The sequence below is a fragment of the Mycolicibacterium sp. SMGY-1XX genome (genome assembly GCF_059132455.1).
The window spans coordinates 2,430,783-2,451,902 of record NZ_CP101139.1; the positions used below are offsets into that span (position 1 = coordinate 2,430,783).

At 67.5% G+C, this 21,120-nt stretch carries 22 protein-coding genes, 1 other RNA gene and 1 pseudogene; 13 read left to right on the forward strand and 11 right to left on the reverse strand.

What is annotated here, in order from left to right; all coding sequences use genetic code 11:
- The first annotated feature begins 3 nt into the window (after positions 1 to 3).
- Genes smpB through NL241_RS11940 form a run of 5 tightly spaced genes read left to right on the forward strand, consistent with a single transcriptional unit; the run spans position 4 to position 4,506 of the window.
- The gene (gene smpB, locus NL241_RS11920; RefSeq protein WP_487688300.1) at positions 4 to 507 is read left to right on the forward strand and encodes an SsrA-binding protein SmpB; all 504 of its coding nucleotides are present in this window, start codon (positions 4 to 6) and stop codon (positions 505 to 507) included.
- Positions 504 to 1,349 (forward strand): DMT family transporter, encoded by an 846-nt coding sequence (locus NL241_RS11925; protein WP_487689354.1) that lies wholly within the window; start codon positions 504 to 506, stop codon positions 1,347 to 1,349. The genes smpB and NL241_RS11925 overlap by 4 nt, the downstream gene beginning before the upstream one ends.
- A gap of 48 nt (positions 1,350 to 1,397) precedes the next feature.
- Complete coding sequence (locus NL241_RS11930; protein ID WP_487689356.1) at positions 1,398 to 2,606, forward strand: ATP-binding protein; 1,209 nt, start codon at positions 1,398 to 1,400, stop codon at positions 2,604 to 2,606.
- The gene (locus tag NL241_RS11935; protein WP_494397641.1) at positions 2,603 to 3,610 is read left to right on the forward strand and encodes a tetratricopeptide repeat protein; all 1,008 of its coding nucleotides are present in this window, start codon (positions 2,603 to 2,605) and stop codon (positions 3,608 to 3,610) included. The genes NL241_RS11930 and NL241_RS11935 overlap by 4 nt, the downstream gene beginning before the upstream one ends.
- A 53-nt stretch (positions 3,611 to 3,663) precedes the next feature.
- Positions 3,664 to 4,506 carry a maleylpyruvate isomerase family mycothiol-dependent enzyme gene (locus NL241_RS11940; protein ID WP_494397642.1) on the forward strand — a complete coding sequence of 281 codons (843 nt, stop codon included), beginning with the start codon at positions 3,664 to 3,666 and terminating at the stop codon, positions 4,504 to 4,506.
- Here NL241_RS11940 and NL241_RS11945 read toward each other — a convergent pair.
- Positions 4,503 to 5,198, reverse strand: coding sequence for a DUF2848 domain-containing protein (locus NL241_RS11945; protein WP_487688308.1), 696 nt, complete (start codon positions 5,196 to 5,198; stop codon positions 4,503 to 4,505). The two genes, NL241_RS11940 and NL241_RS11945, sit on opposite strands and share 4 nt — an antisense overlap.
- A 131-nt stretch (positions 5,199 to 5,329) precedes the next feature.
- Here NL241_RS11945 and NL241_RS11950 point away from each other — a divergent pair, with 131 nt between their 5' ends.
- The gene (locus NL241_RS11950; RefSeq protein ID WP_487688310.1) at positions 5,330 to 6,667 is read left to right on the forward strand and encodes an MFS transporter; all 1,338 of its coding nucleotides are present in this window, start codon (positions 5,330 to 5,332) and stop codon (positions 6,665 to 6,667) included.
- Here the strand turns inward: NL241_RS11950 and NL241_RS11955 are convergent.
- On the reverse strand, positions 6,639 to 7,280 hold the full coding sequence (locus NL241_RS11955) for a GntR family transcriptional regulator (protein WP_487688313.1): 642 nt from the start codon (positions 7,278 to 7,280) through the stop codon (positions 6,639 to 6,641). The two genes, NL241_RS11950 and NL241_RS11955, sit on opposite strands and share 29 nt — an antisense overlap.
- Positions 7,281 to 7,285: 5 nt before the next feature.
- Here NL241_RS11955 and NL241_RS11960 point away from each other — a divergent pair, with 5 nt between their 5' ends.
- Together NL241_RS11960 and ssrA are read left to right on the forward strand one after the other, a co-directional pair.
- Positions 7,286 to 8,131 (forward strand): carbon-nitrogen hydrolase family protein, encoded by an 846-nt coding sequence (locus NL241_RS11960; RefSeq protein ID WP_494397643.1) that lies wholly within the window; start codon positions 7,286 to 7,288, stop codon positions 8,129 to 8,131.
- A gap of 81 nt (positions 8,132 to 8,212) precedes the next feature.
- Positions 8,213 to 8,580, forward strand: a transfer-messenger RNA (tmRNA) gene (gene ssrA, locus NL241_RS11965).
- Positions 8,581 to 8,637: 57 nt separating this feature from the next.
- Here ssrA and NL241_RS11970 read toward each other — a convergent pair.
- From NL241_RS11970 to NL241_RS11980, 3 genes are all read right to left on the reverse strand, one after another.
- On the reverse strand, positions 8,638 to 9,678 hold the full coding sequence (locus tag NL241_RS11970; RefSeq protein ID WP_494397644.1) for an alcohol dehydrogenase catalytic domain-containing protein: 1,041 nt from the start codon (positions 9,676 to 9,678) through the stop codon (positions 8,638 to 8,640).
- A gap of 29 nt (positions 9,679 to 9,707) precedes the next feature.
- Positions 9,708 to 9,932: a hypothetical protein gene (locus NL241_RS11975; protein ID WP_487688320.1), complete on the reverse strand. Its 225-nt coding sequence runs from the start codon at positions 9,930 to 9,932 to the stop codon at positions 9,708 to 9,710.
- A gap of 71 nt (positions 9,933 to 10,003) precedes the next feature.
- The gene (locus NL241_RS11980) at positions 10,004 to 10,657 is read right to left on the reverse strand and encodes an SGNH/GDSL hydrolase family protein (protein WP_494397645.1); all 654 of its coding nucleotides are present in this window, start codon (positions 10,655 to 10,657) and stop codon (positions 10,004 to 10,006) included.
- 132 nt (positions 10,658 to 10,789) lie between these two features.
- Here NL241_RS11980 and NL241_RS11985 point away from each other — a divergent pair, with 132 nt between their 5' ends.
- Both NL241_RS11985 and NL241_RS11990 read left to right on the forward strand, forming a co-directional pair.
- Entirely contained in the window at positions 10,790 to 12,703 is a 1,914-nt protein-coding gene (locus NL241_RS11985; RefSeq protein WP_494397646.1) for a gamma-glutamyltransferase family protein, read from the forward strand.
- Entirely contained in the window at positions 12,700 to 13,131 is a 432-nt protein-coding gene (locus tag NL241_RS11990; protein ID WP_487688327.1) for a VOC family protein, read from the forward strand. Before NL241_RS11985 ends, NL241_RS11990 begins: the two co-directional genes overlap by 4 nt.
- Here the strand turns inward: NL241_RS11990 and NL241_RS11995 are convergent.
- From NL241_RS11995 to NL241_RS12005, 3 genes and pseudogenes are all read right to left on the reverse strand, one after another.
- Positions 13,121 to 13,233, reverse strand: a pseudogene (locus tag NL241_RS11995) (hypothetical protein); the annotation flags it as partial. The gene NL241_RS11990 and the pseudogene NL241_RS11995 sit on opposite strands and share 11 nt — an antisense overlap.
- The gene (locus NL241_RS12000) at positions 13,234 to 14,094 is read right to left on the reverse strand and encodes a class I SAM-dependent methyltransferase (protein WP_494397647.1); all 861 of its coding nucleotides are present in this window, start codon (positions 14,092 to 14,094) and stop codon (positions 13,234 to 13,236) included.
- Positions 14,095 to 14,177: 83 nt separating this feature from the next.
- Complete coding sequence (locus NL241_RS12005; protein ID WP_494397648.1) at positions 14,178 to 16,775, reverse strand: ATP-binding protein; 2,598 nt, start codon at positions 16,773 to 16,775, stop codon at positions 14,178 to 14,180.
- Positions 16,776 to 16,907: 132 nt separating this feature from the next.
- Between NL241_RS12005 and NL241_RS12010 the strand changes: the two genes are divergently transcribed.
- Positions 16,908 to 17,216 carry a DUF4242 domain-containing protein gene (locus NL241_RS12010; protein WP_494397649.1) on the forward strand — a complete coding sequence of 103 codons (309 nt, stop codon included), beginning with the start codon at positions 16,908 to 16,910 and terminating at the stop codon, positions 17,214 to 17,216.
- Here the strand turns inward: NL241_RS12010 and NL241_RS12015 are convergent, their stop codons facing one another.
- On the reverse strand, positions 17,217 to 18,005 hold the full coding sequence (locus NL241_RS12015) for an SDR family NAD(P)-dependent oxidoreductase (protein WP_494397650.1): 789 nt from the start codon (positions 18,003 to 18,005) through the stop codon (positions 17,217 to 17,219).
- 83 nt (positions 18,006 to 18,088) lie between these two features.
- On the opposite strand from NL241_RS12015, the gene NL241_RS12020 reads away from it, so the two are divergent.
- The gene (locus NL241_RS12020; RefSeq protein WP_487688340.1) at positions 18,089 to 19,270 is read left to right on the forward strand and encodes an acyl-CoA dehydrogenase family protein; all 1,182 of its coding nucleotides are present in this window, start codon (positions 18,089 to 18,091) and stop codon (positions 19,268 to 19,270) included.
- Positions 19,271 to 19,376: 106 nt separating this feature from the next.
- Positions 19,377 to 19,565: a hypothetical protein gene (locus tag NL241_RS12025; protein ID WP_487688343.1), complete on the forward strand. Its 189-nt coding sequence runs from the start codon at positions 19,377 to 19,379 to the stop codon at positions 19,563 to 19,565.
- Positions 19,566 to 19,573: 8 nt separating this feature from the next.
- Here the strand turns inward: NL241_RS12025 and NL241_RS12030 are convergent, their stop codons facing one another.
- Positions 19,574 to 20,107: an LOG family protein gene (locus NL241_RS12030; protein ID WP_487688345.1), complete on the reverse strand. Its 534-nt coding sequence runs from the start codon at positions 20,105 to 20,107 to the stop codon at positions 19,574 to 19,576.
- Positions 20,104 to 21,072, reverse strand: a complete 969-nt coding sequence (locus NL241_RS12035) for a DNA polymerase domain-containing protein (RefSeq protein WP_494397651.1) — start codon at positions 21,070 to 21,072, stop codon at positions 20,104 to 20,106. Before NL241_RS12035 ends, NL241_RS12030 begins: the two co-directional genes overlap by 4 nt.
- Positions 21,073 to 21,120 lie beyond the last annotated feature (48 nt).

A 21,120-nucleotide genomic window follows, 5' to 3' on the forward strand; every position in this document is an offset into this window, starting at 1 on the left:
TACATGGCCAAAACAGGATCAGCGAAGAAGATCGTCGACAAGCGGAACAACCAGATCGTCGCGACCAACCGCAAGGCCCGGCACAACTACACGATCCTCGACACCTTCGAGTGCGGCGTGGTGCTGCAGGGCACCGAGGTCAAGAGCCTGCGTGAAGGTCAGGCCTCGCTCGCCGATGCCTTCGCCACCGTCGACGACGGCGAGGTGTGGTTGCGCAACGTGCACATCCCCGAATATCACCTGGGGACCTGGACCAACCACGCGACGCGACGCAACCGCAAACTGCTGCTGCACCGCAACGAGATCGACAACCTGACGGGCAAGATCCGCGACGGCAACCTGACGTTGGTGCCGCTGTCGATCTATTTCCTGGACGGAAAGGTGAAAGTAGAGCTGGCGTTGGCCCGCGGCAAGCAGGCCCACGACAAGCGCCAGGACATGGCCAAGCGCGACGCCCAACGCGAGATCAGCCGTGAGATGGGTCGCCGCGTCAAGGGTATGCGCTGACGGGGATCCTCTTCGCGCTGCTGTCGGCGCTGAGCTACGGCATCAGCGATTTCGTCGGCGGTGTGGCGTCTCGCCGGATCGCCGCGCTGCGCATCGTGATCGTCTCCTACCCGGTGGCCATGGTGCTGCTGATGGTGGCAGCGTCGGTGGTCGGTGGGGACATCTCCAGGAGCGCCGTGCTCTGGGGTGCGCTGTGTGGGGTCAGCCAAGCCTTCGGGGTGTGGTGGTTCTACGCCGCGCTCGGGTCCGGGCCCATCTCGGTGGTGTCGCCGTTGACGGCCATCCTGGTGGCCGGTGTGCCCGTGGCGGTGGGGCTCGCGCTGGGGGAGCGGCCCGAGCTGCTGGCGTGTGCGGGCATCGTGATCGCATTGGTCGCGGTGTTCCTGGTCAGCCGCGACGCCACCGATTCCGACACCACCGTGCACCGCTTCACCCCGATGGTGGCCTGGCTGACCGTCGGATCCGGGCTGGCGTTCGGACTGAATTTCGTCCTGATCGACCAGGCTCCCCCCGAGGCGGGCCTGTGGCCGCTGGTGTTCGCGCGTATCTCTGCGACGGTCCTGGTGGTGGTGATCGCCGCACTCCTGCGCACGCTCGTCCGGCCGTCGGGTGTGCCACTGAAACTCGCGTTGTTGGCCGGAGTCCTCGACACCGTCGCCAATGTGGCGATGTTGCTGGCCTTGCATGCGTCGCTGCTGTCGCTGGCCGGTGTGTTGATCTCGCTGTACCCGGCGGCGACCGTGTTGTTGGCCATCGTGGTGCTCAAGGAACGTGTCACCGGCACACAAGTGGCCGGCATGGTGCTGGCGCTGGCCGCGGTCGCGATGATCGCCACCGGGTGAAAACGTAGGATCTCCCATGGCTACGGGCGAGATCCGGGAAGGGTGACAGTGGCGCAGGACGCGTTGATCAGAGAGCTTGCGGCGGCCGTGGAACGCAGCCCCGAAGTGCTGTCGCTGCGTCTGCATCTCGCCGAACTGCTGTTGCAGGACGGCAGGGCCACCGAGGCGCTGGGCCACTGCAGCACGGCGTTGACCCGGGATCCCGGCAACACCGAAGCACTGGCTCTGCTGCAACGCTGTAGCGCCGCGCTGAGCGGACCGCAGGCCCCGGCCGATGACTTCAACTGGTCGGCCGCGGAGGAAGAGGTGGCCGACATCATCGGTCCCGCCTTCGTCGAATCCGAAGAGCTGCCATCGGCAGTCGGCGACGGAGACTACGACGCGGTGCAGCGCAGCACCGTCCGCCTCGACGACGTCGCCGGCATGCCCGAGGTCAAGACGCAGTTGGAGTTGTCGCTGCTGGGGCCGTTGCGCAATCCCGAGCTGCTGAAGGCCTACAACATCTCCACTCGCGGTGGGCTGCTGCTGTACGGCCCTCCGGGCTGCGGCAAGACCTTCGTGGCCAAGGCGGTGTCCGGCGAACTGGGCGCCAATTTCCTGCCGGTCGGCATCACCGACGTGATGCATCACTACTTCGGTGACAGCGAACGCGCGTTGCACGAGATCTTCGAGACGGCCCGCCGCAACGCCCCATGCGTGCTGTTCTTCGATGAAATCGACGCATTGGGTCAGCGGCGCTCCGCCACCGGTCTCAATTCGGCCCTGCGGGTGGTGGTCAACACCCTGCTGGCGGAGATGGACTCGGCGACATCGTCGAATGAGGGGGTGTACATCCTGGGCGCGACGAACATGCCCTGGGATGTCGATCCTGCGCTGCGCCGGCCCGGGCGGTTCGACCGGATGATCTTCGTGGGACTGCCCGACACCGAAGCACGCACCGCCATCGTGCGAAGTCACTTGCGTGACCGGCCCGTCGAGGGAATCGACCTCGGCAAGATCGCCTCGCGCACCGACGGACTCTCGGGGGCGGACCTGGCCCACCTGTGCGAAGCGGCAACACAACTCGCGATGGCGGATTCGCTGCGCCGCGGACAGGTGCGCCCGGTGACCATGGCCGATGTCGACGCCGCGCTGGCACACATCCGGCCCAGCACGGGCCCGTGGTTCGAAGCCGCCCGCAACGTGGTCGAATTCGGCAACAGTGACGGCACTTACGACGATCTGGCGAAAGTGTTGCGGCGTAGGAAGAATCGTTGACGTCTGTTGCGGACGCGCTCGGTCACGCGCGCGTCTACGCCTCTGGCGGCAACTTCTCCAGAGCTGTCGAGATCCTCGGCGCGGCGCTGCAGACCCACCCGGAGGACCCGGCGCTGCTGGTCGCCATGGCGCGCGCCCGGTTGGGTCTCGGTGAATCCGGTGCCGCGGCGGCCAACGCGCATGCCGCCCTGGCACACGCTCCCGATAACGCGGATGCGATGCGCGTGTACGCCGTCGCGCTCGACAGCCTGGGCCGTCGGGACGACGCCTTGTCCGTCGCTTACCGTGCAGTGCAGGCCGATTCGCAGAATCACCTCACCCACTACACCTATGCGACGTTGCTGCTGAACGCGGGTCATCCGGCACAGGCCCTGACGGCGGTCGGTGAAGCGGTGCGGCTGGAACCGTCCGATGCCGAGAATCACTTCCTGGCCGCGCGCATCCTGAACAAGCTGGGCCGGATCCCGGAATCGACTGCCGCCTACCAGGAGACGCTGCGCCTGGACCCGGAGCATGCCGAGGCTGCGCACAACATCGCCGTGAACCGGCTCAACCGTGGGCAGTGGACCCGGGCCCTCGACGGATTTCTCGGTGCTGCACGCATGGATCCTTCTCTCGGACAACATGTTCGCCGCAACGTCGGCATCGCGTTGATCCGTCCGCTGAGGTGGACGACTCTGGTGGCGCTGCTGCTGAGCTACTTCGCGATTCTGTGCCACCAGCACACCTCCGTTCTCGTCCCGCGCGTCACCACCGCCGTGGCGATCGCGGTGTTGGTGGGGTTGTTGGTGTGGGTGCTGCGACTGGTGCCCCGGGCCGCTCGGCGGTCGGTGCTGCGCGGGCACCCGATGCTCGCGGTGCGCGCAGGGTTGGCGGTGTCGGCCGTGCTGGTCGGGGCGATCAGTGTGGTGGGGGTGGTGCCGGCGGTCTCGCTACCGGCTGCGGTCGTGCTCCTGCTCAGCGCGGTGGTGATGACCGTCGTGGGCTGGTTGTCGGGAACCTGACCGGCATCGGCGAATCGGCCCGGCGTCATCGCCGTTCTGGATAGCATCGCGGCATGTCCAGCCCCGTTCGCCCCGTCACCACACTCGACCGAAACGACGTTCTGTCAGGTCTTTTCGCGTCCTGGGAGGCCATCGAACGATTGATGACCGGGTTGCCCTCACAACGGTGGAACGCCGCGACCGCGCTGCCCGGCTGGCGGGTGCACGACGTGGTGAGCCACGTGATCGGAACGGAGTCGATGCTGGCCGGGGTTCCCACCCCCGAACCCGACTGCGATGTGTCCGCGCTGGAACACGTGCGCAACGACATCGGCGCGCTCAATGAGTGCTGGGTGCGGTATCTGCGCAGCGAGACGCCCGACGACATGCTCGCCCGCTTGGGTGATGTGACTGCCGAGCGCACCACCATGCTGACCAACATGACCGACGACGCCTGGAACGCCGTCACCATGACACCCGCCGGCCCGGAAAGTTACGGCCGGTTCATGCGTATCCGGACCTTCGACTGCTGGATGCATCAGCAGGACATCCGGGAGGCGTTGCGCCTACCGGCATCCGAGGCCGAACTGAGCTGCCCGTCGGCGCGGCTGGCGCTCGACGAGCTGACGGCCAGCATGGGGTTCGTCGTGGCTAAGCGCGGTGGAGCGCCCGCCGGCTCCCGGATCGGCCTCGAACTCACCGGTCCGCTGGCCCGCACCATTCGGGTGGCCGTCGACGGGCGTGCTGTGGTGGTCGACGACTTCGGTGGTGCGGAGCCCACCACGGCGTTACGGCTTGACGGGATCCAGTTCACGCGGCTGTGCGGAGGCCGGCCGGCCTCCGCCGCCGGTGTCGAGATCCGCGGCGATCGCGAAGTCGGTCAGCGGATCCTCGAGAACCTGGCTTATGTGATCTAACCGATCGGTTCCGGCATCGGCACCGTGCGGTACTGGCAGGTGATGCTGCGTCCGGTGGCGGGATCGGCGAGCTCGACCTTCCACGCGTCGGCGAATTGATCCACCCCGGCCACCATGATGATGGTTCCCGACAGCAGCACGGTGTTGGGCCGAAACAGGCCGCGTTCCTTGAGGATTCCGATCCAGTACTGGGGCGCCAGCAGATCGCCGACAGTGCCGGACTGGATCAGGGTTTCCTCGGTGCCGACCCACGCTTTGAGCGTGATGTCGTCGAGCCGGTCGGCGATCTCGGACAGGCGCCACGCCTGCTTGCCCACGACATCGGGGGCCGCGTTCTTGCTCCACGCCACGCTGTGGGTTTCCAGTTCGCGGTCGGTGTGATCGCACGCGACGGTGAGGAGGACGTTGTCCTCAGATGCGGGGGCCTCGGGGTCGCCGCCGATGACCAGCGCCCACTCGGCCTCGCCGGAGGTGCGGCCATGTTGTGTGTAAACAGTGTCGGTCTGCTGTGCCAAGTAGGGCGAGACGGGGTACAGCGCAGGAATGACGGACGGTGCGGGAACGCCGAGTTCGGCGAGTTCGGCGATGTGGGCGGCGACCTCCTCCTGGTTACGGCCTGCATATCCGGCGTTGAGCACGGTGGTCGGCTCGACCGTCACTTCGGATCCGTCGGGCAGTTCGAACGTCAGCATCGGGCTGGCTCCTCCTCGTAAATTCTGCGTTTCCGCCTTGACCATGCGTCCGCATACATGTTGTATACGAGAAGTATGGTACGTCACACGAGCCGTCGACGCGCGGCCCGCACAAGAAGAGGATTGGTTCGATGACGGCGCATGTAGCCGATAGAAAGAGCCTGACCAAGGCTTTTGCCGCCAGCCTCACCGGCACGGCCCTCGAGTGGTACGACTTCGCCGTCTACTCGGCCGCCGCGGCACTGGTGTTCCCGGTGGTGTTCTTCCCCGAAAGTGACCCGCTGACCGGGACCCTGCTGGCCTTCTCCACCTACGCCGTCGGCTACGTGGCGCGTCCCATCGGTGGGTTCGTGTTCGGCCGCCTGGGCGACATCATCGGCCGCAAGCAGCTGCTGGTGATCACGCTGCTCCTGATCGGTGTCACGACCTTCCTCATCGGCCTCATCCCGAGCTACGCCTCGATCGGCATCGCCGCGCCGATCCTCCTGGTGGCCATGCGATTTGCCCAGGGGGTGGCCGTCGGCGGCGAATGGGGTGGTGCGGTCCTGCTCTCCAGTGAGTACGGCGACCCCAGGCGGCGCGGCTTCTGGGCTTCGGCTGCCCAGGTGGGTCCGCCCGCCGGCAACCTGCTGGCCAACGGCGCCCTCGCCGGCCTGACCCTGGCGTTCTCCGAGGAGCAGTTCGAGGATTGGGGCTGGCGGCTGGCGTTCCTGCTGTCGGCGGTGCTGATCGGCTTCGGGTTGTGGATCCGTCTCAAGCTCGAGGACACCCCGGTGTTCAAGGCGCTGCAGGAAAGCGGCGACCGCCCGGAGGCGCCCATCCGCGACGTCTTCAAGACTCAGACCCGCCCGCTGATCGCGGCCATCCTCAGCCGCATCGCGCCCGACGTGATGTACGCGCTGTTCACCGTCTTCTCCATCACCTACGGCACCCTGCAGCTCGGCATGGACCGCAGCGAGGTGCTGATCGCGATCCTGATCGGCTCAGCATGTCAGCTGGGCCTGATCCCGTTGGCCGGCGCGGTGTCCGACCGGATCAACCGCCGCCTGGTCTACGGCGTGGCCGCCGTCGGTGGGGTGGTGTGGACGCTGATCTTCTTCCTGCTCATCGACACCGGCTCGTTCCCGCTGCTGGTGCTCGGCGTTGTGGTGGGCCTGGCGTTCCACTCGTTCATGTACGGACCGCAGGCGGCCTTCGTCACCGAGCAGTTCACCGTGCCGCTGCGCTCCACCGGTGCGTCACTGGCCTACACCATCGCCGGTGTCTTCGGTGGTGCCGTGGCCCCGCTGCTGTTCACCTACCTGCTGGACGCGACCGGCAGCTGGCCGGCGATTCTCGGCTACATCGCCGTGGTGGGTGTGCTGACCGTCATCGGTCTGCTGCTGGGCCGCAACCCGGACAGCACCGAAGAGGAGCACTACCGCGAGATCGCCGAAAGTGCTACGCCCGCAACAAGATCTGCAGAGTGATACCCAGGTGATCCTCGATGGCGCGGTGCGCGAGTTGCTCGTCCCCTCCGGCGAGCGCCTCCACGATGGCGCGGTGCTCGGTGCAGACGTCGCGCCGGCGGTCGCGACCGTGCAGCAGCGCGGTCAAACCGACCCGCAGCTGCCGCGCCCGCAGGCCGGCGTACGTACGGGACAGCAGCTCACTGCCCGCGGCGTCGATGAGGATCTGATGGAACCGGGTGTCGAGTTCGATGAACTGATGCCCGGCTCCCTCGGCGTCGGACGCGCAGATCTCCTGCTGGCCGGCAAGTGTGCTCTCCATGGCGGCGACCGGCGTGGTGCCGGCCTTGAGGCAGGTCGAGGCGGCGTGACGTTCCAGCGCGCCGCGCAGATCCATCAGCTCGCCGATCTGGCGGCCCGACATGGCCGGCACGTACACCCCGCGCTTGGGCACCATCTCGACCAGGCCCTCGGCCTGCAGCATCAGCAGCGCCTCCCGGACCGGTGTGCGGGACACGCCGATCTGGGTGGCCAGCTGCTGCTCGTTGAGGAACGTACCCGTCGCCGCGGGTGAGCTGAGTACCTGATCCCGCACGAACGCATAGGCCCGATCTCGACCCGAAAGGGATTGCATACCAAATGTATACCTCACCCGAAGCCGAACCCGACGCTTCTCGCCCGGCCGCCCTACGGCTCAGTTTGGCGCAGCTGACCAGCGGCATCGACCCCGGCGCCAACCTGAAGGCCGTCGAAACCCACACCGCACAGGCCGCTGCCGCCGACGCGTCCCTGGTCATCTTCCCCGAAGCCATGATGCGTCGGTTCGGGGCGCCGCTGGCCGAAATCGCCGAGCCGCTCGACGGGCCATGGGCCAAGGGCGTCCGCGCCATCGCCCAACGCCACGGCGTTGTGATCGTCGCCGGCATGTTCACCCCGTCCAGCGACGGACGCGTGTACAACACGCTGCTGATCACGGGTCCGGGAGTCGAGGCCCACTACCACAAGATCCATCTCTACGATGCCTTCGGCTTCGCCGAATCCGACACCGTCGCACCGGGTTCCGACCCTGTGACGATCGACATCGCCGGAACCACGGTGGGCTTTGCCACCTGCTATGACCTCCGTTTCCCGGCGTTGTTCCAGAAGCTCGGCGATCAGGGCGCCCAAGTGGTGGCCGTGGCCGCGTCCTGGGGGGCCGGCCCGCGCAAAGCCGAGCAGTGGTCGTTGCTGGCCCAGGCGCGGGCGCTGGACTCGACGGCGTACATCGCCGCCTGCGATCAAGCCGACCCGGCCGCCTCGGGCGAGACCGTCAGCGGAACCGCCCCGCTGGGCGTCGGCCACAGCATCGTGTGCTCACCGACCGGCGAGGTGATCGCGGCGCTGGGGGCCGCACCCGACCTGCTGACCGTGGATCTGGACCTGACCCGCGTTCCCGACGTACGCGCCCAGCTACCGGTGCTGGCCAACCGGCGCGCGTTCGCCTGAGGCGCGGAACAATAAATGGCTGGCCCACGTTGAACACCCCGGTATAGTTGATCTTCCTGCTGAAAGTCAGCAGGGATGCGAGGGGCTGAACGGTTTCGACTTCGCGCATCGAATCAAGGGAAGCGTGCCGGTGCAGACAACTGACCACCGTAAGCGTCGTTGTAACCAATTAAGCGCCGATTCCAATCAGCGCGATTACGCTCTCGCTGCCTAAGCGAAGCTAATCCGTCAGACCGGGAGGGCCCTCGGCCCGGACCCTGGCGTCATCTAGAGGGACAAACCCATACGTCCGGTCGCGGGACGTACGGGGACATCAAACAGCGACTGGGATCGTCATCTCGGCTTGTTCACGTGACTGAGAGATCCGAGTAGAGACACAGTGAACTGCGCACGGAGAAGTCTTGAGGGAATGCCGTAGGACCCGGGTTCGATTCCCGGCAGCTCCACCGAAAACCGCAGGTCAGGCCCCCCCAGAAATGGGGGGCCTTTCTTGTGTCACGAGCGTGTCAGTCCCGCCGCGGGTCGATCAGCGTGATACCGACGGGAGCCGACGACTCGAACGACGGCAACCGTCGCGCCCCCTCGTTGAGCCCGACCACCCGCTCCACCAGGTCCTGGGGTCGCAGCGCACCGGCTTCGACCTGGCTCAGCATCGCGGGATAGTCCACCGCGGCCATCCCGTGGCTGCCGAGCACATCCAGCTCCCAGGCGATCACGCGGTCCATCGGCACCGCGGGGTGGCCGTCGACGCTCGGCAGCAGACCGACCTGAATGTGGCGACCCCGCCGGCGCAGACTGTGGATGGCATCTGCGCACGCGGCCGCGGTGCCCACGGCGTCGACGGCGACATGGCTGCCACCGCCGGTGAGCTCGTGCACCACGGCGGCGACGTTCGCCTCGGCACCCACGGTGTGCTCGGCACCCAGTCTGCGGGCCAGCTCGAGCGCGGCGGCGGTGCGGTCCACGGCGATCACCCTGGCGCCGGCGGCGGCCGCGATCTGCACGGCGCTGAGCCCCACGCCCCCCACCCCGATGATCGTCACCCACTCCTCGGGACGCAGCTTCGCGCGCGCGATCAGGGCCCGGTATGAGGTCGCGAACCGGCACCCCAGCGCGGCGGCGGCAGCATCCTCGACGGCCTCCGGGACTGCCACCAGATTGGTGTCGGCAGCGTGCAGCGCCACGTATTCGGCGAACGATCCCCAGTGGGTGAAGCCCGGTTGCGTCTGGTCCGGGCAGACCTGCGCCTGGCCGGTCCGGCACCACGAACACACCCCGCAGCCGCAGATGAACGGCGAGGTCACGCGATCGCCGACGCTCCACCGCTGCACGTCGGCGCCGACCGCCGTGATGACGCCGACCAACTCGTGGCCGGGAACGTGGGGGAGTGTGACATCGGTGTCATGTCCGGCCCACGCGTGCCAGTCACTGCGGCACAGGCCGGTGCTGTGCACCTCCACGACGACGCCGCCCGGTGAGGGGCGAGGGTCGGCCACCGGGCGGACGTCGACCGAACCACCGAATTCTTCGATCACTGCAGCGCGCACGCTGCCATGGTCTCAGGACCGGCGCCGCGTCAGCTCCGCAGCATCCGCTGACGCAGATTGGCGAGCGCCGCCACCGGGTGCGGCCGCCGCCGCACCGCGGAACCCGCCAGCGCCCCGCAGAACAACCCCAACAGGAAGATCTGGTGAGGACGACGCTGCTTGCGTCGCCGCGACAGCGCCGACCCGGCGTAGCCGCTCAACGACGCGATCGCGGCGACACCGAGAAGAAGCCAGGCGACGTCCAGAACTCCCACGCCTCGATTGAAACACCCCACCGGTGGGCGGTCGGCGACCGTGATCGAAACGAGTGCGAAGTGTTACGGCCTCACACCTGGTTGAGATTGGCCAGCACTCGATCGGCGATCGCGGCATGGCCGGCATCGCCGACGTGCACACGATCCGGCTCCAGCATCGCCGGATCGATCACCGACGTCGGTCTGATCAGGGAGACGAACTGGCCCCCGACGGCGCGCACCGCATCGCGCACCACCCTGTCGAACGCGAAACGCTCCGGCGTGAGCGCGTCGGGGAACGACGGGCCCACCCCGATGATGCGGGCGCGCGGCAGACGGGAACGCAGTTGCACGTAGAAGTGGCTGACCGCGGCGAACAGTTCGGGTGAGTTCGCGGTGAGGGTGTCCTGATCGTTCTGGCCGCCGGCGACCACCACGATGTCGGGCCGCAAAGCGGTGATCTCGTCGAGTTGGCCGTAGTAGTTGGGGCGGTTCTCGAACGTCTTGAGGTAACCCGTCCCGCCTTCGCCGACGTTGAACTCCAGCCAGCCCATCCGGGAAGCAACCAGTGAGGTCCAGCGCTTGTCCATGGTCGATGCGCCGGAGCCCCATGTGTAGGAGTCGCCGATGAACGCGACCGTCGGATACGAACCCGGTGCGGCCGTGGCCTGGTCGGCGAGCTGTACCTGCGCGCCCCCCAGAACACTGAGAACCAGGAGCGCGCCGAGGAGTCTTCGGAGCTTCATCGGGCGTCATCCTGGCAGATCGGGGCCCAGAACGCCGTGCGCCACACACTCTTACAGCACTTGCCCAGTGTGACGTCGGCTGCCAATGTACTCAACGAAGACAAGCAGTGGCCGGCCTTCAGGGAGGGCGTCATGTCAGCTCGCACGATGACAGCTTCGCTTGCGGCGCTGACACTGTTACTGGCCGGCTGCGGCGGTGATCGAGCATCCGTCGCGCCGCCCGCCGGACCATGCGCGATCGTGTCCGAAGGACAAGCCACCGACACCGGAAACGAGGGCGACGCTTCCGCCCCCGAGGTCGCCACCGGCTACCGCGTGAACATGTCGGCCGTGCACACCAACACCTACGGCGTCGTCACCGCCAACCCGCTGGCCACCCGAGCGGCCTGCGAAGTCCTGCGGGACGGGGGAACCGCCGCTGACGCGCTGGTCACCGCCCAGGCCGTGCTGGGTCTGGTGGAGCCGCAGTCCTCCGGCATCGGCGGTGGGGGATTCCTGCTCTACTACGACGCGGTGTCGGGTCGGGTGCAGGCCTACGACGGACGCGAGACGGCTCCGGCCGCGGCCACGGAGAACTATCTGCGCTGGGTCGACGACGTCGACCGCACCGAACCGAAACCGGATGCGCGCGCCTCGGGGCGCTCCATCGGGGTGCCGGGCGTGGTCCGGATGCTGCAGGACGTGCACGACGAACACGGCAAGACCGGGTGGCGCGAATTGTTCGATCCCGCAATCCGGTTGTCCGACGACGGCTTCGACATCAGCCCCCGGCTGGCCAGCGCGATCGCCGACGCGGCCGCCGAACTCAGAGTCGATCCACAGGCATCCGCGTACTTCCTCAATGCCGACGGCAGCCCCAAGGCCGAGGGCACCCGGCTGACCAACCCCGCCTACGCCAAGACGTTGGGCATCGTGGCGTCCGATGGCGCACCGGGGTTCTACCAAGGTGCGGTGGCCCAGGCCATCGTCGCCGCGGCGGGGGACACGTCGGGCGGCCGGACACCGAGCCTGATCACCACCGACGACCTCGCCGGCTACACCGCCAAGAAGCGGGAAGCGTTGTGCAGCCCGTACCGGGACAAAGAGATCTGCGGCATGCCGCCGCCGTCCTCCGGCGGCATCGCCGTGGCCTCGGCCTTCGGCATCCTGGAACACTTCCCGATGAACCAGCACGCGCCCACCGACATCGACCTCAACGGCGGCCGGCCCGCGGTGATGGGGGTGCACCTGATCTCCGAGGCGGAGCGGCTGGCGTACGCCGACCGCGACAAGTACGTGGCAGACACCGATTTCGTGCCGTTGCCCGGCGGCACCCCGCGAACCCTGCTGGCCAGTGACTACCTGGCCGGACGGGCGGCGCTGATCTCGCAGGAACGCACCATGGGCACCGCCAAGCCGGGCGAGTTCGGCGTTCCGGCCGTTCCCGCGCCGCCGGTGCCCGAGCACGGCACCAGTCACATCAGCGTGGTCGATTCACAAGGCAACGCAGCCTCGTTCACCACCACCGTGGAGTCCGCGTTCGGTTCGTTCCACATGGTCGACGGTTTCCTGCTCAACAACCAGCTCACCGACTTCTCCGCTGAACCGGCGGGCCCCGACGGCGTGCCGGTGGCCAACCGGGTGGAACCCGGCAAGCGTCCGCGTAGCTCGATGGCGCCCACGCTGGTCTTCGACAGGGCAGCATCCGGGCGCGGCCCGCTGTATGCCGTGCTGGGCTCCCCGGGCGGCTCGGTCATAATCCAGTTCGTGGTCAAAACCCTTGTCGGAATGCTGGATTGGGGTTTGAACCCGCAGCAGGCGGTGTCGATGGTCGACTTCGGCGCCGCCAACACGCCGAAAACGAATGTGGGCGGGGAGCATCCGGTGATCAACACCTCCGATAACGGCGACCACGACCCACTGGTACAGGGGTTGCGCGCCCTCGGACACGAAGTCGACCTTGCCGATCAGTCCAGCGGGCTCTCAGCTATCGTTCGCGGTGACCCGGGTTGGGTCGGTGGCGCAGACCCACGTCGCGAGGGCGTGGTGATGGGAGACACGACATGAGTGGCCCGCAGGTTCCCCCGATCACGGGAATCCATCACTTCTCGATCACCGTCACCGACATCGAAGCCAGCCTCGACTGGTATCAGCGGCTGTTCGGCGCCGACCGCGTGCCGATGAAGTTCCCGCACTACGGCTGCGAGGACACCGGATACGGTGAACTGCTGGTCGATCAGCGCTCCGGTGTGATCATCGGTCTGCACACCAACAGCGGCAACGACGGACAACCGTTCGATGAAGCCCGTACCGGTCTGGACCACATCGCGTTGAATGTGGGATCCCGGGAGGACCTGGCCGCCTGGACCGCCTGGCTCGACGATTTGGGCATCGAGCATTCCGGTGTCAGGAACGGTCAGGTGCCGTTCGAGTTCGCCACGGTGGTGTTCCGCGACCCGGACAACATCCAGCTGGAGTTGTTCGTCACGGGCTGATGTCGATCTGTGGTGGCGGTTGAGGTTCGAACGGTGTGTACCACCACCATGGGCGCGTTCCCCGGTGGGTCCGGGGCATGGTGGAACATCGGGTGGCGGTTCCTACCGTTTGGTGGCCGTCACCACCAGGTATTCGGCTTCGTAGGCGGTGCGGCCCGGTTCGGTGGCGGCATTGGTGCTCTCCAGGAACGCCAGGAAGTCGCGGTCCAGATCTGCCACGCGGTCGGGGTTGTCCGCATTGAACCGGTACGCCGCGATGGTGGGACCGTAGTTGCGTTTCCAGTACTCGCGGAATTCCAGCGGACTGGCACTGTGCTCGAAAAGCACTGTTTCGCGACGGGTATTGAGCTCGGATACCTTGTCGCCGAACAACTCTCGCACATGGTTCTCATCGCCCCACAGCGGCGGAGCGCTGGCGCCGGGCGGTGGCGGCGGCGCATACGGCTTCATGGTGGCGAAGAGCTTGCCGATGAAACCGGTGGGCGTCCAGTTGATCATCGCGATGGTTCCGCCGGGCCGCACCACCCGCACCAACTCATCGGCGGTCACCTGATGGTGCGGCGCGAACATGGCGCCGACGCAGGACAGGACGACATCAAAGCTGTTGTCCTCGAACGGTAACGCCTCGGCGTCGGCCTCCACCCACTCGAGTGCGACGCCAACGCGCGCGGCGTGGGCCCGGCCGGCATCGAACAGCTCGGGAGTCAGATCGCTGGCGATCACGGTCGCCCCCGCCGCGGCGGCGGGTACCGCGGCGTTGCCGGACCCGGCCGCGACGTCCAGGACCCGCTGACCCGCACGCAGACCGCTGGCCGTGACCAGCCGGGGCCCGAGCTCGGGGATCAAGTCGCTGGCCACCGCCGGATAGTCGCCCGCGGCCCACAGGGCCCGATGTTTGGCTTTGAGTGTCCTGTCGGCTTCCTGCTCCGCCGGTGACAATTCGCTAGTCGGCGTGGTGCTCATGTGCCCTCCCTTGAAACGTTCAGTTGTGTCAACGATCCGTCCCGGCGGTGTCCCTGGGCATCGGGAAGAGCTACCTATATTCCTCAGGTGAGGATCCCGACCTCCCGCGCGCGCCGTACCGCGTCCCGGCGCTTGGTGACGTCCAGCTTGGCCAGAATCGCCGAGACGTGGTGATCCACGGTCTTGACCGAGAGGAACAGGCGTTCGGCCAGTTCCGCATTGGTCAGGCCGTCATCCAGAAGCCGCAGCACTTCCACCTGCCTGGTGGTGAGGCCCGCCGGATTGGCCCGGGTGGTCGCCCGGCGCGGCGCCGGGATGGTCTGCGCACCGGCGGCCCGCAGATCGAAGCGGACCTTGGCCGCGACAGCGTCGGCGCCCAACCGGTCGAGCACATCGAGTGCCCGCCGGGCGAGCTTGGGATCCCCGGAGTCGACGAGGGCCAGCGCGGCGTCATACGGGGTCGACAGGTCCTGGAACAGGTCGGCTGCCGCCTCGAACTGCCCGTCGAACAGCCGCCGGTAGGGCTCGGCGACCTCCGGTGTGGTCGTCGCCGGCTCGAGGCGCCGCAGCCACATGGCCAATTCCCCGCGCGCCCACTCCAGCCCGGTGGCCGGGGCGTTGTCGAGCAGGGTGCGGCACTGGGCCAGACGGGGGTCGGGCTCCCCGGTGAGCCAGACCCGTTCGACGATCGCGGCGGCCACCGGCAGCACCCGCACCAGTTCCCCGAACCGGCAGGCCAGGTCCCAGGCCGCGTCGATGCCCCCGGCGTCGTCGCCGGTGCGCCGCAGCGACACCAGCCCGCGGATCAGCAGGGGCCAGGTACGCGCCAGCGGTGCACTCAGGCCGCTCAGCACGGAATCCGCGTCGGCCAACGCGTCATCCCAGTCACCGACGAGGAGTTTGAGCCGGCTGCGTGACCCCAGTTGCACCACCCGGCAGATGGGCAGATCGTGTTCGACCATCAGGGGGATGCTGGTCTCCAGCAGGTCGGCGGCCACCACGAGACGGCGCTGCTCGACGTCGAAGTAGGTGAGGTTGGTGTAGCCACCGGAATACACCTCGTCGATGTGGCTGGGCCCGGAGGCGAGAACCGCCAGCAGGTCATCACGCACCACGTGTTCGCCGGCCGCGATATCGCAGTAGTAACCGATCAGCCGCACCCGCACGTTCAGCGTGGGATCGCCAGTGGCTGAGGCGATCTCACCGGCACGCACGAGGAGGCGGCGGGCCTGGTCGAGATGGCTGGACTGCACCGCCAGGAACGCCTGCATGCAGAACGCGTGACCCAGTTGCACCAGGGTGGCGGGTTCGGCGCACTCGTGGTCGAGGGCGGCGATCGCGTCGGCGACGTGGCCGTCGGCGACCGCGCGGTTCCCGTTGTACCACTCGTACACCGCCAGCGAATGATGATCGGCGCTGACGGCGACGGTGGCGCCGAGTTCCTGGCGAATCCGCATGGCGCGGCGGCATGCACCGATGGCGTCGTCCAGCCGGTCGGTCAGGTAGTACTCGGCGGCGAGCAGCTCGAGCAACTCGGCTTCGGTTGCGGGGGTGAGCATTCCACCTTGCTCGACGGCGATCTCGAAGAACTCGCACGCCTGTCGGTGCGCGCCCGAGCGGGCCGCGGCACGTCCGGCGTCCACCGCGGCCGAGGTGATCAATCTCTTGTCCCCGGCGCCGAGGGCGTGATGGGTGAGCACCGCCGGATCCGACTGTGCCGCAGCCTGATGCGCAGCCAGGAACCGCCGGTGCAGAGTGGGCTCGGCGCCGGGGGGAATGACACTGGAGATTGCGCGCCGGCACAGGTCATGACGGAACGCCACACCGCGGGCGTCGCGTTTGATCAGCTTGGCGTCATCGAGTGCGCGCAACGCCGGCAAGCTCACACCGAGGTCGCTGAGCAGGTGATCGGGGATGGAACCCGGTGCGCAGGTCAGCAGATTCAGCAGATCCCAGGCCGTGACGTCCAGGTCGGCCGTGCGGGCCAAGATCGCGTCCCGGACCGTTGTCGGTAGTTCGCTGTCCTGGTCATGGTCGAGCATCTCGCAGACGAAGAACGCGTTGCCCCCGGTGACGCGGTGCAACCAGCCGGGATCGACGGCGCGGTCGCCCACCAGGGTGGCCACCGCCTGCACCGTCAACGGTGGCAGCACCACCGTCTGCGCGTGGGGAGAGCGGGCGACGTCGCCGAGCAGACCCCGCAGCGGGTGGGTCACGGTCACCTCGTCGTCGCGGGCGATGCCGATGGTCAGCAGCGTTGACGTGCGGGACCGTCGCAGCAGGAATCGCAGCAGGTCGATGGTGCCCTGGTCGGCCCAGTGCAGGTCGTCGAGCACGAGGATCGTCGGCTGCGTCTTGAGGTCGTCGAACACCGAAGCGAAGATGTCGAAGGACTGCTCGCTGTTGCCCAGGAGATCCCGCGTGGCCGGGCCGAATTCGTGGGCCAGGTCGTGGAGCGGGCCCAACGGCCGCGGCGTCGACAGCGGATCACACGCCCCCCAAAGCACCCGGCCGCTGTCTCCGAACTGCTCGGTGTACCGGGCGACGACAGCTTCGGCGAATGAGGTCTTGCCCGCCCCGGATTCGCCGCAGACCATCACCGCGCCGCCACGGCCGGAGTGAGCGGTGGCTGCCCGGGCGGCGAGCTGGTCGAGTTCGTGCTCGCGCTCGGTGAGCGTCACATCGGCGATGGTATCGACAAACGGTTCAGGCTGCGGCGGGAAATGGGGAGCTTCTACCGATGACCGGCCGCCGAAGTGCGCTCAGAGTGAATACATCCGGCGCACCGGTCCGGACTGAACGAGGAGACGATCATGAAACGCTTCATCATCGAGCGCGATATCCCGGGTGCCGCTGAGCTGACCCAGGACCAGCTGGCGGAGATAGCCCAGAAGTCCAACGCCACAATGGATTCATTGGGAGTGCCGTACCGGTGGATCACCAGCTATGTGGCCGGCGACAAGTTCTATTGTGTGCACGAGGCCGATGACGAGGCCACCGTCCGCGAACATGCCCGCCGCGGTGGCTTCCCGGCCACCAAGGTCACCGAGGTGGCAACGGAGATCGGGCCACAAACCGCCAAGCCGGCGACAGATCAGAAAGTTGCCGCACCGCAGACGTGATCACCGCTCGCCCAACCCCATCAACTCGGTGACATGGTGATCGCGGCCGGCGGTGTAGCCACCGTCGACCGCGATCGCCTGTCCGCTGACGAAGCTCGCCTCCGGCGAGAGCAGGAACACCGCCACCGCCGCCACCTCGTCGGCGCGCCCGAACCGTCGCAGCTTGTGTTCGTGGCGCAGCCCTTCACGCGCCTGCTCCATGCCGGGAATACCGACCACCGACTCGAACATCGGCGTCTCGATGAAACCCGGACAGATGGCGTTGACCCGAATCCCGCTCGGCCCGTAGTCGATCGCGGTGTTCTTGGTGAGCAGCACGACGCCGCCCTTGGAAGCGTTGTAGGAGCTACCGCCCGCGGTGCCTTCGAGTCCCTCGATACTCGACAGGTTCACGATGGCGCCCCGTTCGCCCGCCACCCGGTCCTGCTGCAGCATCTGCTGCACCGCGGCCCGGGTGACGACGAACGTGCCCTTGAGGTTGATGTCGACCACCCGGTCCCATTCGTCATCGGGAACCAGGTGGACGGGTCCGCCCCCGGCGACCCCGGCCGAGTGCACCACCCCGTCGAGCCGACCCGCATGCTCCACCACGGCCGCCACGGCAGCGCCGACGGCACCGGCGTCCAGCACGTCCGCGCGGTGGTAGAAGACACCGGGCCCCGGGCCGTCGTCGGCCAGATCGACACCCACCACCGTGGCACCCTCGCCGATCAAGCGATGCACGGTGGCAAGCCCGATTCCCGAGGCCGCTCCGGTGACCAGGATGCCCTTGCCCTCAAACCTCTTCATTCGCTGCCCTTTTCGTCGACCGATTCCAAACCATCCGATGACCGAAGTATGTATGGTCAGGCAGCGACGATGAGGAGATTGTGATGACGAGTGCGCCTGCGCGTGTCGACCTCGCCGAGCGCGTGCGCGGTCTGCGTGACCTCGTCCGCGCCGAGGCGGCGGAATCGGAACGGCTACGCACCTTGTCGCAACCTGTCGTCGACGCCCTGTGGGACACCGGGTTGATGACGGCCTTCAACCCTGTGACCGCCGGGGGAGTGGAGCCGACTTTTCCCGAGATGATCGAGACGTGGATCGAAATGTCCTGGCAAGACGGTTCTTTCGGGTGGACGGGTATTGCGAATCTGCCGTCGTCCTTCGCTGCGGCCAGCTACCTGCCCGAGGCGGGCTTCGCCGAGGTGTTCACCGCCCACGACAATCGCGTCACCATGGGTGGCCAGTTCGCGCCCAACGGCCAGGGTGTCGTGACCGACGGCGGTTACCGCCTGACCGGGGGGTGGAGTTTCGGTTCGGGCACCGGCCATTCGGCCTATATCGCCGCGGGTTTCATCCCGATGGACAACGGGGAGATGCGCTGGATCAGCGAGGGTGAGCCCGAACTGATGGTCGCGCTACTGCCACGCGCCGAGGTCACCTTCACCGACGGCTGGTTCGTCCAGGGCCTCAAGGGCACCGGCTCCTATGACTACAACGTCTCCGATGTGTTCGTGCCCGAGGCGCGCGCCTTCCGGCTCTTCACCCGCGAACCCCTACGCGGTGATGCCGCGGCGGGCCGGATGGGGATGATGCCGGTGACGGCGGCCGGCCATGCGGCCTGGGCGTTGGGGGTGGCCAAGAGCATGCTCGACGACGTACAGGAGCTGGCCGCCACGAAGTTCCGGATGTCCGATATGGCGGCACTGGCCAGCCGGCCGACGTTCCAGAAAGACCTCGCTCATCATGTGGCGGCGTGGCGCGCGGCGCGACTGCTGGTGCTCGACGCGTTCGGGTCGGCCGAGGCCGTGGTCTCGTCGGGTGATGACCTGACGCCGACGTCACGCGCCGACATGCGGGTGGCCGCGGTGTACGCCACCGACGTCGCCCGGGAGTGCGCCCAGTGGGCCCATCTGGTCGCAGGCACCACATCGATCCGGGAGGGCAGCCGGTTGGAGCGAGCTTTCCGCGATCTCTACACCGGCACACAGCACGCATTCATCAGTGAGAAGGTTGCCATCGATTCAGCGCAGGTCTGGCTGGGTGTGATGGACGATCACTTCTCGCTGTGAGGTGGGGACGACGCCGGCGCCGCGAGTACCTGCCATTCGCCGTGACCGCAGGCCACGTAACGTGGGGAGTCAAACCCCGCCGGGCGGACTTCGGGAAGGTCATTTCATGAGCAGCCAGACCACATACCTGTACAACAACCGCGAGCTCACACTCGAGCAGCTTCGCGAGGAGGTCGAGGCCCACGTCGATGAGCTGGACTCCTCCCAGTGGATCGACGGCGAGTTCGACTTTGATGACTGGCTGGCCAATTCTCTGGTCACCGGCGGTGTCGCCAAGTCGCACTCAGACGGGTAATTCGGCACTCACAAGTCTGCGGTCAGCAGCGCCAGCGCTTCGGGACCGTCGTCGGCGACGATGACGAGGTCCGTCAACGGCAGCGGCAGGAACCCCTCGTCTTCCATCCTGCGCAATTGGAGAATCAGCCCGTCGTAGAACCCCTCGGTGTTCAGCAGCACCACGGGTTTGGTGTGTAAGCCGTGTTTCTTCTGTTCCAGAATCTCCGTCGCTTCGTCCAGCGTGCCCAGTCCACCGGCCAGAATCACGATCGCGTCGCAGCGCGCCAGCATCAGCGCTTTGCGTTCGGCGAGACTCGCGGTGATCACCATCTCGTCGGCATCGGCCCTGGCGAGGTGCCGCAGAAACTCGACCGAGACGCCGAGCAGGCGGCCGCCCGCGTCGTGCACACCGTCGGCAACCACCCGCATCAGCCCGGTATTCGACCCGCCCCACACCAGGGTGTGCCCTCCCGCGCCGATCGACTCACCGAATTCGCGGGCGGGCCGGGTGTAACGCACGTCGAGGTCCGCGGCCGACAGGAAGACGCAGATGTTCGTCAACTCTGCTCACTTTCCCGCCGTGCCTTCGCCCGCCGTTTGCCTTCGTGCATCGCCGCCACCCGCGCCACCGGAATGGTGTGCCCCTGTTCGATGAGATCGGCGGGCAGGTGCTGCGCCGGGGGCATCGACTCCGCCCACGGATCTCGCCCGGCCAGCGCGTCGACCGCGGTGAGCACGGTGAAATCGTGCGGCACCACCCGGTCCAGATCCGACCAAGCCAGCGGGAACGACACCGGGGCACCGGCCCGCAGCCGAGGACTGTAGGCGGCCGCGACCGTGGCACCGCCGGCCCGGGTGGCATCGACGAACACCTTCCCGGCGCGGTCCTCGACGATGAATGCGGTGGTCGCGATCGCCGGGTCCAGTGCTTCGGCACGGGCGGCCAAAGCCCGGGTGGCGGCGGCAACGTCCTCGACACTGCCGGCTGAGTCGGTATCGAGTGGCACGAAGATGTGCACGCCGCGCGAGCCGCTGGTCTTCACGGCCCCCGCCAGCCCGCTGTCGGTCAACGCCTGCCGCACCAGGTGCGCGACGGCCACCACCGCGGCGAAATCGGCGCCGTCGGGCGGGTCGAGGTCCAGCACCAGATGAGTGGGGCGATAGATGTTGTCGGCCAACCCCAGCGTCGGGTGGTATTCGATCGCACGCTGGTTGGCCAGCCACAGCAGGGTCCGGCGATCGTCGCACACGGCGTAGTGGATCTCTCGCTTGGAGGCTTCGGCCCACAGTGGCACGGTGCGCACCCAGTCGGGGGTGTACTTGGGCACGTTCTTCTGCATGAACGGCGCGCGTCCGCGCAGTGCGCGCAGCACCGTCAACGGCCGGCCGGCGAGCCCGGGCAGCATGCGATCGGCCACCGCGTCGAGGTAGTCCACCAGGTCGCGTTTGGTGGCACCGGAATCGGGGCCGAGTTGCTGATCGAGATTGGTGAGGTCCACCCCGGCTCGCTGTTCGCTAGTACTCATGCGCGATCCGTTCCCGCACTCGTTCCTCGCTGGTGCCCATGCCCACCC

Coding starts and splice junctions, on each gene's coding strand:
- smpB (WP_487688300.1), top strand. CDS start 4: ATGGCCAAAACAGGATCAGCGAAGAAGATCGTCGACAAGCGGAACAAC.
- NL241_RS11940 (WP_494397642.1), top strand. CDS start 3,664: ATGTCCAGCCCCGTTCGCCCCGTCACCACACTCGACCGAAACGACGTT.
- NL241_RS11945 (WP_487688308.1), bottom strand. CDS start 5,198: ATGCTGACGTTCGAACTGCCCGACGGATCCGAAGTGACGGTCGAGCCG.
- NL241_RS11950 (WP_487688310.1), top strand. CDS start 5,330: ATGACGGCGCATGTAGCCGATAGAAAGAGCCTGACCAAGGCTTTTGCC.
- NL241_RS11955 (WP_487688313.1), bottom strand. CDS start 7,280: ATGCAATCCCTTTCGGGTCGAGATCGGGCCTATGCGTTCGTGCGGGAT.
- NL241_RS11960 (WP_494397643.1), top strand. CDS start 7,286: ATGTATACCTCACCCGAAGCCGAACCCGACGCTTCTCGCCCGGCCGCC.
- NL241_RS11980 (WP_494397645.1), bottom strand. CDS start 10,657: ATGAAGCTCCGAAGACTCCTCGGCGCGCTCCTGGTTCTCAGTGTTCTG.
- NL241_RS11985 (WP_494397646.1), top strand. CDS start 10,790: ATGTCAGCTCGCACGATGACAGCTTCGCTTGCGGCGCTGACACTGTTA.
- NL241_RS11990 (WP_487688327.1), top strand. CDS start 12,700: ATGAGTGGCCCGCAGGTTCCCCCGATCACGGGAATCCATCACTTCTCG.
- NL241_RS12000 (WP_494397647.1), bottom strand. CDS start 14,094: ATGAGCACCACGCCGACTAGCGAATTGTCACCGGCGGAGCAGGAAGCC.
- NL241_RS12010 (WP_494397649.1), top strand. CDS start 16,908: ATGAAACGCTTCATCATCGAGCGCGATATCCCGGGTGCCGCTGAGCTG.
- NL241_RS12015 (WP_494397650.1), bottom strand. CDS start 18,005: ATGAAGAGGTTTGAGGGCAAGGGCATCCTGGTCACCGGAGCGGCCTCG.
- NL241_RS12020 (WP_487688340.1), top strand. CDS start 18,089: ATGACGAGTGCGCCTGCGCGTGTCGACCTCGCCGAGCGCGTGCGCGGT.
- NL241_RS12025 (WP_487688343.1), top strand. CDS start 19,377: ATGAGCAGCCAGACCACATACCTGTACAACAACCGCGAGCTCACACTC.
- NL241_RS12035 (WP_494397651.1), bottom strand. CDS start 21,072: ATGAGTACTAGCGAACAGCGAGCCGGGGTGGACCTCACCAATCTCGAT.